This is a genomic window from Reinekea sp. (genome assembly GCF_046710285.1).
Taxonomy (GTDB): Bacteria; Pseudomonadota; Gammaproteobacteria; order Pseudomonadales; family Natronospirillaceae; genus Reinekea.
In genome coordinates this window covers 1-14,629 of record NZ_JBKEGY010000018.1, presented here as the reverse complement: position 1 = coordinate 14,629, position 14,629 = coordinate 1, and the positions used below count along the sequence as shown (strand labels likewise).

The window sequence follows — 14,629 nt, the reverse complement described above, 5'->3', positions numbered from 1 at the left end:
AAGCCAGAAGCCAGCATCGTGCCACAGTAGGATAAAGCTGCTATCTCCAAGCTTTCAATTAAGATTAAATATGGTTTTCGGTTCTACAAGTACAAAAGCCTTGCCTCTCTGGACTGTGATAAGTACAATTACGCGCCTTGAAAATCGGTTGAACCACGGTTTTTAAGTATACCCACAAATTTTGGTTCACTTAGGAAATATTGAATGCCACACGTTAAAGTTAAAGATAACGAGCCATTTGACGTAGCACTACGTCGTTTCAAGCGTTCTTGCGAAAAAGCAGGTGTACTTTCTGAAGTACGTCGTCGTGAGCACTACGAGAAGCCAACTTGGGTTCGTCAGCGCGCTAAAGCATCTGCTGTTAAGCGTCACCTGAAGAAACTACAGCGCGAAAACAAGCGTTTAGTTCGTCAGTACTAATTCTTTGTTCGTGGGTTAACAATCTATGTCTGAGCTCAAGCAACGTCTAACAGCAGCAATGAAAGACGCCATGCGCGCTAAAGATAAGCCTCGTTTAGGTACGATCCGCTTAATTTTAGCCGAGCTCAAACGCATAGAAGTTGACGAACGCATAGAACTAGATGATAACCGAGTGCTTGCCGTACTCGACAAAATGAACAAACAACGACGGGACTCCAAAGCGCAATATGACGCTGCGGGCCGCGATGATCTTGCCGCGATCGAACAAAATGAACAGGAGGTGATAACTAGTTTTCTCCCGGCGGCGATGACAGCAGAAGAAATTTCTGCCCTAATACAAGAAGCCATAAGCGCAACAGGCGCAGCCTCTATGGCAGATATGGGCAAAGTAATGGGCTATATTAAACCGAAAGCCCAAGGTCGAGCTGATATAGGCGAAGTCAGCAAACTAATAAAGCAAGCATTAGCTTAAACGCTTTCGCAACCACCAAAGCCGCGTAAATTAACGCAATAGTCACCTTTTTCAATCGAGAAATGCCATGGCTGGTTTGATTCCCAATGACTTCATTGAAGAGCTACAAGAACGCTCCGATATAATTGAAATTATTGGAAACCGAATTGACCTAAAGAAAAAAGGCAAAGACCACTGGGCCTGCTGCCCTTTCCATAACGAAAACTCCCCCTCATTCTCAGTAAACCAAGCAAAAGGTTTCTATTACTGCTTTGGTTGCGGCGCATCTGGCACCTCGCTTAAATTTCTTCAAGAATATGAAAACCTAGGTTTTGTTGAAGCCGTTGAAGAGCTCGCACGTCAAGTCGGCGTCGAAGTACCTCGTGAAGAAGTGAGTGAGCGGGCCAAGCAAAAACAGAAACAACGCAAAACCCTGCATGACTTAATGGGCAGCTGCTCTGATTATTTTGTGCATCAGCTTTATAACCACCAAGATGCTCTGCCCGTGCAGCAATATGCGCTTAGCAGAGGTTTAAGCGAAGAGATCATCCAGACCTATCAAATTGGCTTTGCCCCAGAAGGCTGGAGCAATTTGATCAATCATTTCCGCAGCGATGACTCCACACAAATGCTGCTAACCGCGGGCATGCTCACGCAAAACGAAAAAGGCCGAATCTACGATCGTTTTCGTAACCGGCTTATGTTCCCAATTCGAGATATACGTGGCCGTACCATCGCATTTGGTGGCCGTGTTATGTCACCGGATGAAAAGCCTAAATATTTAAACAGCCCTGAAACACCGATATTCCATAAAGGCCAAGAATTGTATGGCCTGTACGAAGCCCGCAAAGCACTCAAAGACTTCGAAAACATCATCATTGTTGAAGGCTATATGGATGTCGTCGCCCTAGCCCAACACGGTGTTCGTAACTGCGTTGCCACACTAGGCACAGCCACCAGCAGCGACCATGTAAAACGGCTTTTTAAGCTCACGCCTGAAATCGTTTTTTGCTTTGATGGTGATGCTGCGGGCAAAAGAGCTGCTGAACGGGCGCTCGCGAATACCCTGCCCGAGCTGGCTGACGGCCAACAAGCTAGATTCTTATTTCTACCCGATGGTGAAGACCCAGATACCATTGTGCGCGAGGAAGGCTTTGAAGGTTTTATGCGCCGCGTGAAGCGATCACTCACCCTGCCCGACTTCTTATTTCAGCATTTACAGAGCCAAGCGGATATTTCTCGCCTAGACGGCAAAGCAAAACTGGTTAGTATTGCCAAAGGCTGGATAAATACCGCTCCTGACGGCATTTTAAAGCAGTTATTACTCAAACAGCTTTCGACTATCGTTGGGCTCGAACTTGAGCAAATTCAGCAATCCTTTGAACCAGAAGCCCCCGTCATAGCTGAACCTGAGAACTATGCCCCAGAACCTTATGGCGATTACGGTTATAATGACCCCAACGACCGTTATGACATCCCTGCAAATAACTACCAACATCGACCCAACCCTGGTGTAACGCGTAAAACGGCGCTTACGGTCAGAATTGGCTTTGTGCATCGTGCTTTGGCTTGGCTGATTCGTTTTCCACAACTCGCTGTGGAAGTTAACATGAAGCAGGTAAGCAAGCTCCCTGAGCGAGATGGTGGAGCCTTGTTAGCGCAGGTAATCGAATTATTACAGCAGGCGCCAAAACACGATGTCTATTTTGCCTTCGACTATTTATGTCAGCATGGTTTACGTGAAATATTGGCGCCAATTGCTTCTTCTGACTATCTTTGGTTGGAAGCGTCCAATGAAAACCACGCCGATGAAGTGGTTTTTGCACGCCAAGAGCTTGAAAAAATCATCAATGCCCTCACCAATAAGGCCCCTGATGATGAATATGACAGTTTAAAAAAACGCGTTATCGCGTCAGATCCATCCCTAACGGATGAAGAAAAGCAGCGATACCGCGAGCTGCTTAAACAAAAAAAGCAGTAAATAGGTTAGCAAAGCCTTAAATCACGTTTTAGCATGAGTCCTACTCGTTGGCTAACCTGTTGATTTAATATACACTACCCGGCTATTTGCTTGCGTCACAACCACTTAAATGCTTACAGGTAACCTATGGCTGAAAAATCTCAGCGACAGTCTCGTTTAAAAGAACTGATCGCCAAAGGTAAAGAACAGGGCTTCCTTACTTTTGCCGAAGTAAACGATCACCTGCCAGAAGAAATTAATTCTCCTGATCAGGTTGAAGACATCATTGCGATGATCAATGATATTGGTATCGAAGTGTTTGAAACCGCTCCCGATGCTGATCAACTCGCACTAGCCGACAGTAAAGATACAGATGATGATGCGACCGAAGAAGCTGCAGCAGCGTTAGCCGCTGTAGAAACAGATACTGGCCGTACCACTGACCCTGTGCGCATGTATATGCGTGAAATGGGCACCGTTGAACTACTCACCCGTGAAGGTGAAATTGTTATTGCTAAGCGTATCGAAGAAGGTACCCGCGAAGTAATGCAAGCAATGGCTTATTATCCTGGCGTCATCAAGGACATCATTGTTGCGTATGAAACAACGCAAAGTGAAGAAGAAGGCACAGGGCGCTTATCAGATATTCTGACGAGTTTCCAAGACCCTGACGATGAAGACCCATTGCCCGCAGCCGATTCTCCTGATGCCGTTAAACCAGTAGAACCCGCAGCAGCGGAAGAAACTGCCGAAGATGACGACGAAGAGGAAGAAGAAGTCGATAACGGTCCCGATCCTGAATTGGCTCGTGAACGCTTTACTTTGTTAGCTGAACAGCTTGCCTCGCTAGAAAGCATTATCGAAGACAAAGGTCGTTACTGTAAAGAAGCCAACGAATTCCTTATCGCTATGGGTGAAAACTTCTCATGCTTTAAACTAACGCCTAAAGCATTTGAAGAATCAATATCACCAATTAAATCAGCTGTGACGGAAATTCGAGATCAAGAACGTCGGATCATTCAAATCTGTGTTCGCACACTTAAAATGCCACGCAAGCAATTCATTGAATTGTTTGTCGGCCGCGAAACCGAAGATGAATGGTTAACCACTGTTTTAGAAGATCCGCAGTTTGCAGAAGATGCCTTCCGCTTTGAAGTCGAATTACGACGTGCTCAGCGTAAAATGAGAAATATCCAGAAGGCAACGGGTATCACCTTAGGCGAAATCAAAGACATTCACCGTCGTATTTCTATTGGCGAAGCCCGTGCTCGCCGTGCGAAAAAAGAAATGGTAGAAGCTAACCTTCGCTTGGTTATTTCGATTGCTAAGAAATACACCAACCGTGGCTTACAGTTCTTAGATTTAATCCAAGAAGGTAACATTGGTTTGATGAAGGCGGTCGATAAATTTGAATATCGCCGTGGTTACAAATTCTCAACCTATGCAACTTGGTGGATTCGCCAGGCGATTACTCGTTCGATTGCCGACCAAGCCCGTACCATTCGTATCCCCGTTCACATGATCGAAACGATCAACAAGTTGAACCGTATTTCTCGTCAGATGTTACAAGAAATGGGCCGCGAAGCGACACCGGAAGAATTGGCTGAACGCATGGACATGCCAGAAGACAAAATTCGTAAGGTGTTAAAAATCTCTAAAGAGCCTATTTCATTAGAAACACCCATTGGTGATGATGAAGACAGCTCATTAGGCGATTTCATCGAAGATACAACAATGGATGCCCCTATTCACTCAGCCACTTCAACTGGCCTACGTGAAGCAACCAAAGAAGTATTAGCTGGGTTAACGGCTCGTGAAGCAAAAGTACTAAGAATGCGTTTCGGCATTGAAATGAACACTGATCACACCTTAGAAGAAGTCGGTAAGCAGTTTGATGTTACGCGTGAGCGTATTCGTCAGATCGAAGCTAAAGCACTTCGCAAGTTGCGTCACCCGTCTCGTTCAGATCATCTACGCAGTTTCATCGACGAATAGTCAACTGCTTAGCTGAAGGCGCCTTTAAAGCCCAGATATTTATCTGGGCTTTTTTGTGTCTGACTTATTTAAAATGACCAATGAAATTAACTCAACGCTTTAAAACCATTCGATAGGTCTACGATCAGATCATCTGGGTGTTCTAAACCAATCGACAACCGAATTAGCCCTTCTTCAATACCAACATCACGTCTTACCTCCTCTGGCACGCCAGAGTGAGTTGTCGACGCTGGGTGGCTTACTAAAGATTCTGTGCCGCCCAAGCTCACTGCTGACTTAAACAAAATCAACGCATTAATAAATTTGAAGGCATCGGCTCTGGGGGCATCCAGTACAAATGAAAATGTTGAGCCGGGCCCGCTGCATTGCTTGGCATAGACACTCTGATAACCTTCATCTTCGATCAAGTTAGGGTGTAATACCTTAACGCTCATATATGGATTACTAGCTAACCATTGAGCCACCTTCAATCCCGATTCGGCTTCTCTTTGCATGCGAATAGTAAGAGTCTCTAATGATCGCGAGATCATCCAGCAAGTATGTGGGTCTGAATTAATGCCCATGCAGTTACGTATTGTACGAACCGCTTTAATTATATCGGCATTACCACAGACACCCCCTGCAATTAAGTCACTATGACCACCGACATATTTTGTTAAAGAGTAAACCGCTAAATCGATCCCTTTGGGGACAACTTGAGAAAATATTGGACCCATTAAGGTGTTGTCGATTGCGGTAACCGGTCGCCGACCCGAGTTAGTTTCAATTGCACTGGCTGCCCTAACCATTAATTCAATATCCACCAGTGCATTAGTAGGATTACCAGGTGATTCGGCAAAGATCATGGCTATAGGCCCAAGCGCTTTAGCTTGGCTGACCGCTTCATTCATTGATTGTTCACTGCAACCATCGTGGAATTCAACAAGATGAATACCAAACTCAGTCATAATATTTCGAAATAACACCTCAGTACCGCCGTAGAGCGGCGAGCTGTGCATCAAAACGTCCCCTGGACGTAAAACAGACAACAAGGTCGCCGTGATTGCCCCCATACCACTTGAGCATACGACGGCTTCTTCAGAACCCTCCAATAACGCTAAGCGATCTTCTATTATTTCAACATTAGGGTGGTTAAAACGAGAGTAAATAAGACCTGCTGACTCTCCTTCTGGCACTGGCTTACGCCCTGAAGCCACGTGGAAAAACTCTTCGCCTGCCTCGGCTGTTGGGTAATTGAACGTTGAGGTTAAAAACACCGGTGGTTTCACCGAGCCCTCAGAAAGTGACGAGTCGTAACCGTATGACATCATCATGGATTCAGGGTGCAGCTGATGCTCACCGATATACTTTTTCGCGTTTATTATTTTTTTCATTGCGCTCACCAAAGTGGAAGGGGTTACTCAGTATGCGACAAAACCAAAGTCAATACAGGACTATTAGCGAGGCAAAAACAGACTAATTAGCAGATTTTGCTATAAAGATATAGATAATGAAGTTTTACAGCTAATAAACGATCAACAAATAGACGGCGCTACCTACTATTTTAACGCCGCACTAAATAGAAACTACTTCTGAGAGGGGTCGACCATTAAATCATCGAGTGGCAAATGAGTTAGTTTTTTAAGCTGTGAAAACAAGAACCACATGGCAAAACCCAGTACGATCATGCTCGGAATAACGATGACAGGGTAACTAAGCGCCGTCATTCGGCCCAATTCTTCGGCAAATTCAGTCGTTCCCGCAGGGCTCTTTAGTATTAGCTTGGCTAATACATAGTTCAGACCCGAGGAAACAAAGAATGAGCTCGCCACCAAATAGGTAACCACCTTCATTTTTTGCTCAAATGCGGCTTCATTATTGTGCTCAGCCAGAGAGTTGTGCACGCGATCTAACATAAATATTTGATCGTTGAACAAAATGAGCTTAACCACGGATTTGTGCGACTTTTGAGAGATAATTACCGCCAAGCCGATGAGCCCAGGAATAGCCGCCTCTTTTATCGCGATATATTTTGGGTCCAATTGCAACAAGCTAATTCCCCCTGTCAACAACACACTCACCACACCCAAAACCGAAAACGCATTTAGCTTTTTGAATTGGCGCATTTCCCATAAACCATAACCCACGGGGAAAGCCAGAGCGACGGCAATACTATAGAGCGGACCGAGCATGTCCTCGCCGCTAAGCTTAGACATAATTAGTACGGGCAAAACGATATTGAAAATTAAGTTACTAAAAAAACCACCCTGCTTCGGTTTTGTTGCTGTGGGTGCTTCCTGCTGTGGGAATTTATCGCTATGATCCATCTAAATAATACCTTACATCTGTTTTTTCACACTTTACCCTAATTTTCTACTTTCGGCACGGCCCAATGACTCAAACACCATTAAAAACAAAGCTCGGCAAACGCCTTAAACATCTTTTGGCCGCCATACCGCAAAACTCACAAATTGTTTGGGATCTTTGCTGTGATCATGGCGCCTTAGGTCGAGCCATCATTGAATCACGAACCGAGACGGGTGTTGTTTTTAATGATATCCACCCCGACATCATGGCTCGTTTATCTGAACAGCTTATTCGTTTGCAAGCCAAGAACTATGAAATAGTTATTGCGCCTGCTGAAACCATAGAATTAAAAAACATCGAAAACCAAACGGTTGTCTTAGCCGGGGTGGGTGACGAACAATGCATTACAATTATGCAAGCGCTTAGCCAGCAAAAATATGCCACTAATTGCCGATTCATTATTTCTCCCACAACAAAAGTTGCACTGGTTAGGCGCTATTTAATAGACGCCGGCTACTTTCTTTTAGAAGAGTCTGTTGTCACAGAAAACAAACGCACTTATGAGGTTTTAACGGTGTCGACTAGTGCCCGTTTTGGAGGGACCAAAATGAGCGATGATAACGGTGATGATATTGGCCAATGTTGGCAACCCACTACTGACCATATTCAACACCTTAATAAACTGATTGGTTACTACCAAGGGCAAACGATCAACGTAACGAAGCCTTATGCAAAAAGTTTGCTGTGTCAATATCAAGTAATTTTGAAAAGTATTGCGTAATACCCCTTGAAGAAAAACAATTCGATCTCATATCTGAATTAACGACGCCGATACCGGGTTGTTAACTTTAACCAGTCTGTTGTGTAACTTTGTTAGCAACAGCAAAATCGCTGAACATTCAGCACTAATGCTCAATAGGAGATTAGCTATGAGAACTGCATTTGATTTTTCACCCCTATACCGTAACACCGTTGGTTTTGACCGTTTCGCAGCGCTATTAGACAACGCAGCGCAGTCGTCAAACAACACGAACAATTACCCTCCATACGATATTGAAACAACAGGCGAAAATACGTACGCCATTACTATTGCCGCCGCAGGGTTTGCGGAAAGTGAGCTCGACATTACGAGCGAAAGCGGCATGTTAGTTGTTAAGGGTAAGAAAGAAAAAACCAACGAAGAACGAAAGTATCTTTATCAAGGCATTGCGTTCCGATCATTTGAGCGAAAGTTCCAGCTTGCTGATCACGTAAAAGTAACAGGCGCAAACTTGGAAAATGGACTCTTGCGCATTGATTTATTAAAAGAAATTCCTGAGGCAATGAAGCCGAAGAAAATTTCTATCAACAGTAAAAACTTGTTGGATCAACGCGCCTAAGAATACGGTTTAATTCTAACCTCTAGGGTTACCCCTAGAGGTTTTTGTCGTTAGGCACACTTATTATTATAATTCCGATTTCATTATCTAGCGGGATTACCTTTTACAATTTTATTGTCGGGTACATCTTTTGTTACCACACTGCCCGCGCCAACAACGGCATTTTCACCCACGGTCACCCCGGGTAAGATTATTGCTCCTGCGCCAAGCCAAGCGTTATCACCAATCACTATAGGTTCAGCCCATTCAATACCTTTTAGGCGCTCTTGTGAATCTAGCGGGTGCTGAACGGTCACAAGCTGAACTCCAGGCCCAAGCAACACATTATTGCCAAGTGTAATGGTCGCAGCATCGAGAAATATACAATGAGCATTGACATAAACATGCTTGCCAAAATGTATATGCACGCCATAGTCGATATGGACGCCCGCTTCTATAAAGCACTGCTCGCCCACGGATCCAAATTGCTCGAAAACCAACTTCAAGTTACCTTTGCTCGGCGATCTATTAAACTGTGCGGTACGTTGACGAATTAATGCTCTTTGAGCAACCAGCTCTGAATCAAATGGATTAAACTTCTCTCCCACACGCATCTTCAGCCATGTTTCACTACTCATTGTTTGACTCATACAGTTCTCATTATCAGAGCCTGCCATGGCAAAAGGGATGCTAGTGATTTATTAGCTTGGTTATCCATGACAACTTCCCATGATAACGAAACAACTTCGTTAGGCAGCGAAAGGCTTGCTGGGTTATCAGACAAATTTACTAACACTAAAAAGTCACCCGCATCATCTGTACGACGAAAAGCAAAAACCTGCTCACTTTCTAGCATGAAGGGAGTATAACGCCCGTAAACAAGGGTTTTATGTTGCTTACGTAAAGCAATAAGCTGTTGGTACCAAGGGAAAATACCTTCACGGCTTTGTTGCGCGGCTGCTACATTAATTTCGGTGTAATTGGGGTTCACTTTTAGCCAAGGCTGCCCCTGACTAAAGCCAGCGTTGGGGCCACTGTTCCACTGCATTGGCGTGCGAGCGTTGTCTCGTCCTATGTGATGAATGCTGTGCATTAAGTCTTCTGGGTTTGCCCCTGCCGCCAACTGCTCATTGTACCAATTGAGAATTTCTAAATCTCGGTACTCTTCAATCGGGTATTTAACATTGGTCATGCCAATTTCTTCGCCCATATAAATGTATGGCGTACCTGGCAAAGTGAGCGTCACAGCTGCTAAAGCTTGCGCACTTTCGATTCGATATTGCTGTGCGTTACCAAACCGGCTGACGGCACGAGGTTGATCATGGTTCATCCAGAACTGACTGTTCCAGCCATTCCCATCTAAACCTTCTATCCATCGGTTTAATATCGACTTTAATTCAACGCGCGACCAACTAGGCTGTACATCCCATTTGCCATTACCATGATCTAATGACATGTGTTCCATTTGGAAGATCATGTGCAACTCTTTACGATCGGTTCCGACCAATCTCCGACCTTCTTCAACATCAACATCGAAACACTCACCTACTGTCATGCAGTCGTAATGCTGCAGCACTTGATCATGCATTTCACGCATAAATTCATGCTGGCGAGGCCCATTCATAAAATGTTTACCACCCCATTCTAATTGGCTTTCATCGCCGACAGAGGGCAAAGCAGGGTTTTTGGAAATCATATTAATGACATCCATTCGGAAACCATCTACGCCTTTGTCAAACCATCCTCGCATCATGGCATAGATATCGTTGCGCAATGATTCGTTTTCCCAGTTTAGGTCGGGTTGTTTCTTAGAAAAGAGGTGTAGGTAATATTGGTCACTTTTTTCGTCATAGTCCCAAGCAGGACCAGAGAATACACTGACCCAATTGTTGGGTGGCTGATGATCAGCTTTGCCATCACGCCAGAAAAAATAATCTCGATAGGGGCTTTCGGGGTTTTCTTTGCTTTCAACAAACCAACGATGTTCATCTGAGCAGTGGTTGACCACTAGATCCATGATCAGTTTTATACCGCGTTGATGCAACCCATCAAGCAGAGCTTCAAAGTCAGCCATGGTGCCAAACTCAGCCATAATGTCTTCATAATCGGAGATATCATAGCCATTATCATCATTTGGTGAGGCGTAAATAGGGTTCAACCAAACAATATTAACGCCTAGTTCTTGTAGATAATCGAGCTTACTGATTATGCCTTGAATATCACCGATGCCATTGCCTGTACTATCGGCAAAACTGCGTGGGTAAATTTGATAAACAACACCTTCTTTCCACCAAGACATACTGCGCTCCAAAATGTAATTGATGCCACCAGATTAGAAGACGCAGCTAATAAAGACTAGATTTAATCTAGTGCCCGGTTGAATTTAACAATGACCAAGCCACCCAAAACATAATAATACCGATGACAGCATCAAAAATCTGCCAGCGTCTTGGTGAAATCAACCAAACACTCAGGGGTTTACCTAAGGCTGCAAGAGATAAAAACCAGACCACAGAGGCACTGGCCGAGCCCATCCAGAATACCCAAGGGTACTCTTGAATAGCAGCAATATTACCAATCAAGACGACGGTATCTAGATAAACATGCGGATTAAGAAGCGATAGTGTCATGGCTAAAATAACCACTTTAGAGCGGCTTTGAATCGGCGGCGCAGCGTCCTCTACCTTTAACCCTTGATGAGTTGTGAATACCCGATAAAACGCTTGAACACCCAAGCCAACTAACATAGCAACACCAATGTAGGTTAGCCAAGGAATAGCCGCGGGTAACAGGCGTTGAATATGACCCAAGGCAACCACGCCGACGGCCATCAATAAAGCGTCTATAGTGAAACAAACGCTGGCGATAGTATAAGGGTATTGACGACGAATACTCATACCCAGCACCCAAGCATTTTGAGCACCAATCGCAACAATTAGACCAATGGCGACAACGAAACCAGATAAGTAATGCGAGAACATAAATATTTCCAATATCAAGACAACATGCAGTTTAATAGTCTATAGTTAAACAATCCAATTAATATAGTTAAAGGGTTATTAATTTAATTTATGATAGATTATAGAGCTTTAACAGCGTTAGCCGCAGTGGTTCGCAGTGGTGGGTTTGAACCAGCCGCCCAAGAGCTCTGTATTACCCAATCAGCTGTCAGTCAGCGAATCAAGGGGCTAGAGAATCGTTTAGGGCAACCGGTTTTGGTGCGCCAAACACCCCCTATCGCTACTGAGTTAGGGCAACGGCTCATTAGCCATTTACACATGGTGCAACATCTCGAGAAAGATTTGACCTTGGTAAACCCACAAGTTGACCGCGTTCATGCACGCATAGCGATCAATGCAGATTCCATAGCCACTTGGTTTCCAGAAGCTATCGGGAAAATCACTGATGAAATGGATGTAGATATTGTCATTGCTGATCAGGACAAAGGTATTGAGTTGATGCGCCGAGGTGAAGTACTTGCCTGTTTATGCGCCGACGGTAGCGCGGTCAATGGCGCTCGGGTAGATAGGTTGGGCATTGTTCGTTATCGAGCTTATGCCAGCCCTGACTTTATTCTTAGACACAAACTCCTCGAGACGCCAGAAAACCTATATCAAGCCCCTTGCCTGCAATTTAATGAAGACGATACATTACAACACCAACTATTAGCCTCCATGTCGCAACCAGCCCCTATGAACCCGATTCGCTGCCCTTCATCTGAGGGTTTCCTACAAATGGCAGCCAACGGTTGTGGCTTTGGCATGATTCCAGAAATGCAGGCGGCCATTGGTATTGCCAGCGGTAACCTGATAGACATCGCCCCGAATAACGCCATTGATATTCCCTTATATTGGCATACCTGGCGCTCAGGAGGTTCTGCAATGAAGCGATTGAGAGCATCGGTCATTAAGTCGGCACACCGATGGTTAGAACAAGATCGTTAATCTTAGCGGATGACAACTCACGCAAGCTGACTTATAGCGAATAAGCCATTACCTGTGGTGCACTGATGGCGACAATTAGCTCGCTGAGCTTATGCCATGGATCGGCTTTAACTTGGCCCTTGATCATGGCGTCAACGTCGGTACAACTTAGCAAACATTGCTGGTAGTGCTGCAAATTCGCTCGGGAAAGGGCACGCTTATAATCATTTTGTCGCTTATCAAAAACACGTAGCCGTTTAAACGCACCTTGAAGACCTTGCGGCCCTGCTTCGGCCAGCTCAATAAGCAAGCGTAATTCCCTCGATAGTAACCACAAAACAATCGGCGGTTCGACACCTTCGCCGCGCAAGCCGGACAATATTTTCAGTGACCGAGTTAGGTCACCCACCAACATGGCGCTGGCTAAATCAAAAACAGTATAGCGTGAGCTGTCTGAAACACTGGCCAAAACCGTTTCTGCAGTGACTCGATTATCTTCTGCGATTAACGCTAGCTTTTCAATTTCTTGCTTTGCCGCCAACAAATTACCATCGATGCGTTCTACCATTAATGCAATGGCGTCTTGATCGGCTTGTAAATTATGCAGCGCAAATCGCTGGCTAAGCCAACCCGCCAATTGGTTGTGCTCAATTGGCCATATAGGCAACCACCAGCCTGCATCAACCACTTTATTAAACCATTTGGCTTTGGTTTGAGCTGCTTCAATTCGGTCAGAAATTATCAATAGGCAATTATCTGGGTTTGCCGTTTCGATATACTCTAACAGGGCCTTACGGCCTTTATCATTGAACTTATTTTGCAGTCTTAACTCTATCAGCTCACGATCACCGAACAATGACATCGATTGATTCGAGGCAATTAATTCTGCGCCATCAAATTTAGCGTCAACATCAATTATTTTACGCTCAGAAACACCCGCTTGTTTTGCTGCTCGCCGAATTTGGTCACTGGCTTCAATGACCAGCAAAGGCTCATCGCCGCTAATCCAAATCACGGTCGGCAGCGCTGACTTGCCAAGCTGAGCATTAAGTTGTGCGCTGGTGAGTTTCATTAAGGTAACTCTGTAGGTTTAGAATCTAGTTGATCAAGAGTAACTTGACTCAACTGCGCGATAAGGTTTTGCGACAAAGCTTGGTGCAGCTCTGCAGTTAATTGAGCAAGGTCGCTATCAGTTTCGACAAGCGTGTCGCTCACTTGTTCACTGGATATTCGCCGATAAATTACGGTGTCCCCCCATTGATTAGTCAAACTCCAAACCGCTGTTGCCCTGAGTGTTCTCACTTTACCTAATAGGGTGTCGTTCACCTCTAGCGTGTGCAGTGAAAATAGAACATCAGCAGGCTTTTGCACCAATTGCACTTGGAAATCGGCTAACTCAGTGCGAAAGCTCTGATAAAAATCAGAGGCCTCCACTTCGGTTTGCCAAACCATAGGTGACAGTGTGTCAACTAGTACCGTTTCTTGCCTTAACTGAAAGCCGCAGGCTGACAAAAACATTGCCAACCCACAGATTATAACCGTTGAATAGTGTCTATTAATTCGCAACGATGCTCACCAACTTATTCGGTACAACAATAACCTTTCGGATTGTTTTACCTTCAGTAAATGACAGCACTCGCTCATCGGCTAAGGCCATAGCTTCTAGATCTTCTTTTGCAATTGACGCGCTCACTTCAAGCTTAGCTCGAACTTTACCGTTCACTTGTACAACGTACAAAAGTGTATCTTTAACTAATGCCGATTTATCGAGCACAGGCCACTGGGCGTCAATCACCAAATCATCATGACCGAGCTGCAACCAAAGCTCCTGACAAATATGCGGGGCAATAGGAGACAACACCAGCACTGCGGTTTCTAGCGCTTCACGAACAACGGCGGAACTACCTTCGAAGCGATTCACTGTATTAATTAATTCCATCACTTTAGCGATAGCGGTATTAAAAGTTTTACGCTCGCCAAAGTCGGCGGTAACACCATCAATTGTTTCATGGGTTTTACGACGCAACGCTTTTTCAGCATCATTCAATGAAGCAACATTGAGTTCGCTGCCATCAGATTGCTCGACATACTGGTGTACAGCACGCCATAGTCGTTCTAGGAACTTTTTCGAGCCTTGAACACCAGATTCGGTCCATTCTAAGGTTTGCTCTGGAGGTGCAGCAAACATAGAGAACAACCGAACTGTATCTGCGCCGTATTCATCAATAGCCGCCTG

At 44.9% G+C, this 14,629-nt stretch carries 15 protein-coding genes; 7 read left to right on the top strand and 8 right to left on the bottom strand.

Annotated features, from left to right (window positions below; translation table 11 throughout):
• Positions 1 to 204 precede the first annotated feature (204 nt).
• The 4 genes from rpsU (at position 205) to rpoD (ending at position 4,826) form a co-directional block, all read left to right on the top strand.
• Entirely contained in the window at positions 205 to 420 is a 216-nt protein-coding gene (gene rpsU, locus ACI882_RS12730; protein WP_216001214.1) for a 30S ribosomal protein S21, read from the top strand.
• Between the two features lie 25 nt (positions 421 to 445).
• Entirely contained in the window at positions 446 to 892 is a 447-nt protein-coding gene (locus tag ACI882_RS12725; protein ID WP_411744441.1) for a GatB/YqeY domain-containing protein, read from the top strand.
• A gap of 67 nt (positions 893 to 959) precedes the next feature.
• Positions 960 to 2,852: a DNA primase gene (dnaG, locus tag ACI882_RS12720; protein WP_411744442.1), complete on the top strand. Its 1,893-nt coding sequence runs from the start codon at positions 960 to 962 to the stop codon at positions 2,850 to 2,852.
• 126 nt (positions 2,853 to 2,978) lie between these two features.
• The gene (gene rpoD, locus ACI882_RS12715; protein ID WP_411744443.1) at positions 2,979 to 4,826 is read left to right on the top strand and encodes an RNA polymerase sigma factor RpoD; all 1,848 of its coding nucleotides are present in this window, start codon (positions 2,979 to 2,981) and stop codon (positions 4,824 to 4,826) included.
• An 86-nt stretch (positions 4,827 to 4,912) separates the two neighbouring features.
• Here rpoD and ACI882_RS12710 read toward each other — a convergent pair whose 3' ends face one another.
• Together ACI882_RS12710 and ACI882_RS12705 are read right to left on the bottom strand one after the other, a co-directional pair.
• On the bottom strand, positions 4,913 to 6,199 hold the full coding sequence (locus tag ACI882_RS12710) for a cystathionine gamma-synthase family protein (protein WP_411744444.1): 1,287 nt from the start codon (positions 6,197 to 6,199) through the stop codon (positions 4,913 to 4,915).
• Positions 6,200 to 6,391: 192 nt separating this feature from the next.
• Complete coding sequence (locus ACI882_RS12705) at positions 6,392 to 7,132, bottom strand: VC0807 family protein (protein WP_411744445.1); 741 nt, start codon at positions 7,130 to 7,132, stop codon at positions 6,392 to 6,394.
• Positions 7,133 to 7,197: 65 nt separating this feature from the next.
• On the opposite strand from ACI882_RS12705, the gene ACI882_RS12700 reads away from it, so the two are divergent.
• Both ACI882_RS12700 and ACI882_RS12695 read left to right on the top strand, forming a co-directional pair.
• Positions 7,198 to 7,893: a tRNA (adenine(22)-N(1))-methyltransferase TrmK gene (locus tag ACI882_RS12700; RefSeq protein WP_411744446.1), complete on the top strand. Its 696-nt coding sequence runs from the start codon at positions 7,198 to 7,200 to the stop codon at positions 7,891 to 7,893.
• Positions 7,894 to 8,041: 148 nt separating this feature from the next.
• The gene (locus ACI882_RS12695; protein ID WP_411744447.1) at positions 8,042 to 8,491 is read left to right on the top strand and encodes an Hsp20 family protein; all 450 of its coding nucleotides are present in this window, start codon (positions 8,042 to 8,044) and stop codon (positions 8,489 to 8,491) included.
• Between the two features lie 83 nt (positions 8,492 to 8,574).
• Here the strand turns inward: ACI882_RS12695 and ACI882_RS12690 are convergent, their stop codons facing one another.
• From ACI882_RS12690 to ACI882_RS12680, 3 genes are all read right to left on the bottom strand, one after another.
• Positions 8,575 to 9,120, bottom strand: coding sequence for a sugar O-acetyltransferase (locus ACI882_RS12690; RefSeq protein WP_411744448.1), 546 nt, complete (start codon positions 9,118 to 9,120; stop codon positions 8,575 to 8,577).
• Positions 9,117 to 10,769, bottom strand: a complete 1,653-nt coding sequence (locus ACI882_RS12685; RefSeq protein WP_411744449.1) for an alpha-glucosidase — start codon at positions 10,767 to 10,769, stop codon at positions 9,117 to 9,119. Before ACI882_RS12685 ends, ACI882_RS12690 begins: the two co-directional genes overlap by 4 nt.
• Before the next feature lie 67 nt (positions 10,770 to 10,836).
• On the bottom strand, positions 10,837 to 11,451 hold the full coding sequence (locus ACI882_RS12680; RefSeq protein ID WP_411744450.1) for a LysE/ArgO family amino acid transporter: 615 nt from the start codon (positions 11,449 to 11,451) through the stop codon (positions 10,837 to 10,839).
• Between the two features lie 90 nt (positions 11,452 to 11,541).
• On the opposite strand from ACI882_RS12680, the gene ACI882_RS12675 reads away from it, so the two are divergent.
• Positions 11,542 to 12,414 carry a LysR family transcriptional regulator ArgP gene (locus tag ACI882_RS12675; RefSeq protein ID WP_411744451.1) on the top strand — a complete coding sequence of 291 codons (873 nt, stop codon included), beginning with the start codon at positions 11,542 to 11,544 and terminating at the stop codon, positions 12,412 to 12,414.
• Positions 12,415 to 12,445: 31 nt separating this feature from the next.
• Here the strand turns inward: ACI882_RS12675 and holA are convergent, their stop codons facing one another.
• From holA to ACI882_RS12660, 3 genes are all read right to left on the bottom strand, one after another.
• Positions 12,446 to 13,465, bottom strand: a complete 1,020-nt coding sequence (holA, locus tag ACI882_RS12670; RefSeq protein WP_411744452.1) for a DNA polymerase III subunit delta — start codon at positions 13,463 to 13,465, stop codon at positions 12,446 to 12,448.
• Positions 13,465 to 13,911, bottom strand: coding sequence for a hypothetical protein (locus tag ACI882_RS12665; RefSeq protein ID WP_411746659.1), 447 nt, complete (start codon positions 13,909 to 13,911; stop codon positions 13,465 to 13,467). Before ACI882_RS12665 ends, holA begins: the two co-directional genes overlap by 1 nt.
• Before the next feature lie 37 nt (positions 13,912 to 13,948).
• The coding region (locus tag ACI882_RS12660; protein WP_411748509.1) for a class I tRNA ligase family protein at positions 13,949 to 14,629 on the bottom strand (681 nt) is incomplete at its 5' end.

Bases quoted from the DNA above. Each gene is read 5' to 3' on its own strand.
- ACI882_RS12725 (WP_411744441.1), top strand. From the start codon at position 446: ATGTCTGAGCTCAAGCAACGTCTAACAGCAGCAATGAAAGACGCCATG.
- rpsU (WP_216001214.1), top strand. From the start codon at position 205: ATGCCACACGTTAAAGTTAAAGATAACGAGCCATTTGACGTAGCACTA.
- ACI882_RS12675 (WP_411744451.1), top strand. From the start codon at position 11,542: ATGATAGATTATAGAGCTTTAACAGCGTTAGCCGCAGTGGTTCGCAGT.
- ACI882_RS12710 (WP_411744444.1), bottom strand. From the start codon at position 6,199: ATGAAAAAAATAATAAACGCGAAAAAGTATATCGGTGAGCATCAGCTG.
- ACI882_RS12685 (WP_411744449.1), bottom strand. From the start codon at position 10,769: ATGTCTTGGTGGAAAGAAGGTGTTGTTTATCAAATTTACCCACGCAGT.
- ACI882_RS12680 (WP_411744450.1), bottom strand. From the start codon at position 11,451: ATGTTCTCGCATTACTTATCTGGTTTCGTTGTCGCCATTGGTCTAATT.
- ACI882_RS12690 (WP_411744448.1), bottom strand. From the start codon at position 9,120: ATGAGTCAAACAATGAGTAGTGAAACATGGCTGAAGATGCGTGTGGGA.
- rpoD (WP_411744443.1), top strand. From the start codon at position 2,979: ATGGCTGAAAAATCTCAGCGACAGTCTCGTTTAAAAGAACTGATCGCC.
- ACI882_RS12705 (WP_411744445.1), bottom strand. From the start codon at position 7,132: ATGGATCATAGCGATAAATTCCCACAGCAGGAAGCACCCACAGCAACA.
- ACI882_RS12695 (WP_411744447.1), top strand. From the start codon at position 8,042: ATGAGAACTGCATTTGATTTTTCACCCCTATACCGTAACACCGTTGGT.
- dnaG (WP_411744442.1), top strand. From the start codon at position 960: ATGGCTGGTTTGATTCCCAATGACTTCATTGAAGAGCTACAAGAACGC.
- ACI882_RS12700 (WP_411744446.1), top strand. From the start codon at position 7,198: ATGACTCAAACACCATTAAAAACAAAGCTCGGCAAACGCCTTAAACAT.
- ACI882_RS12665 (WP_411746659.1), bottom strand. From the start codon at position 13,911: ATGTTTTTGTCAGCCTGCGGCTTTCAGTTAAGGCAAGAAACGGTACTA.
- holA (WP_411744452.1), bottom strand. From the start codon at position 13,465: ATGAAACTCACCAGCGCACAACTTAATGCTCAGCTTGGCAAGTCAGCG.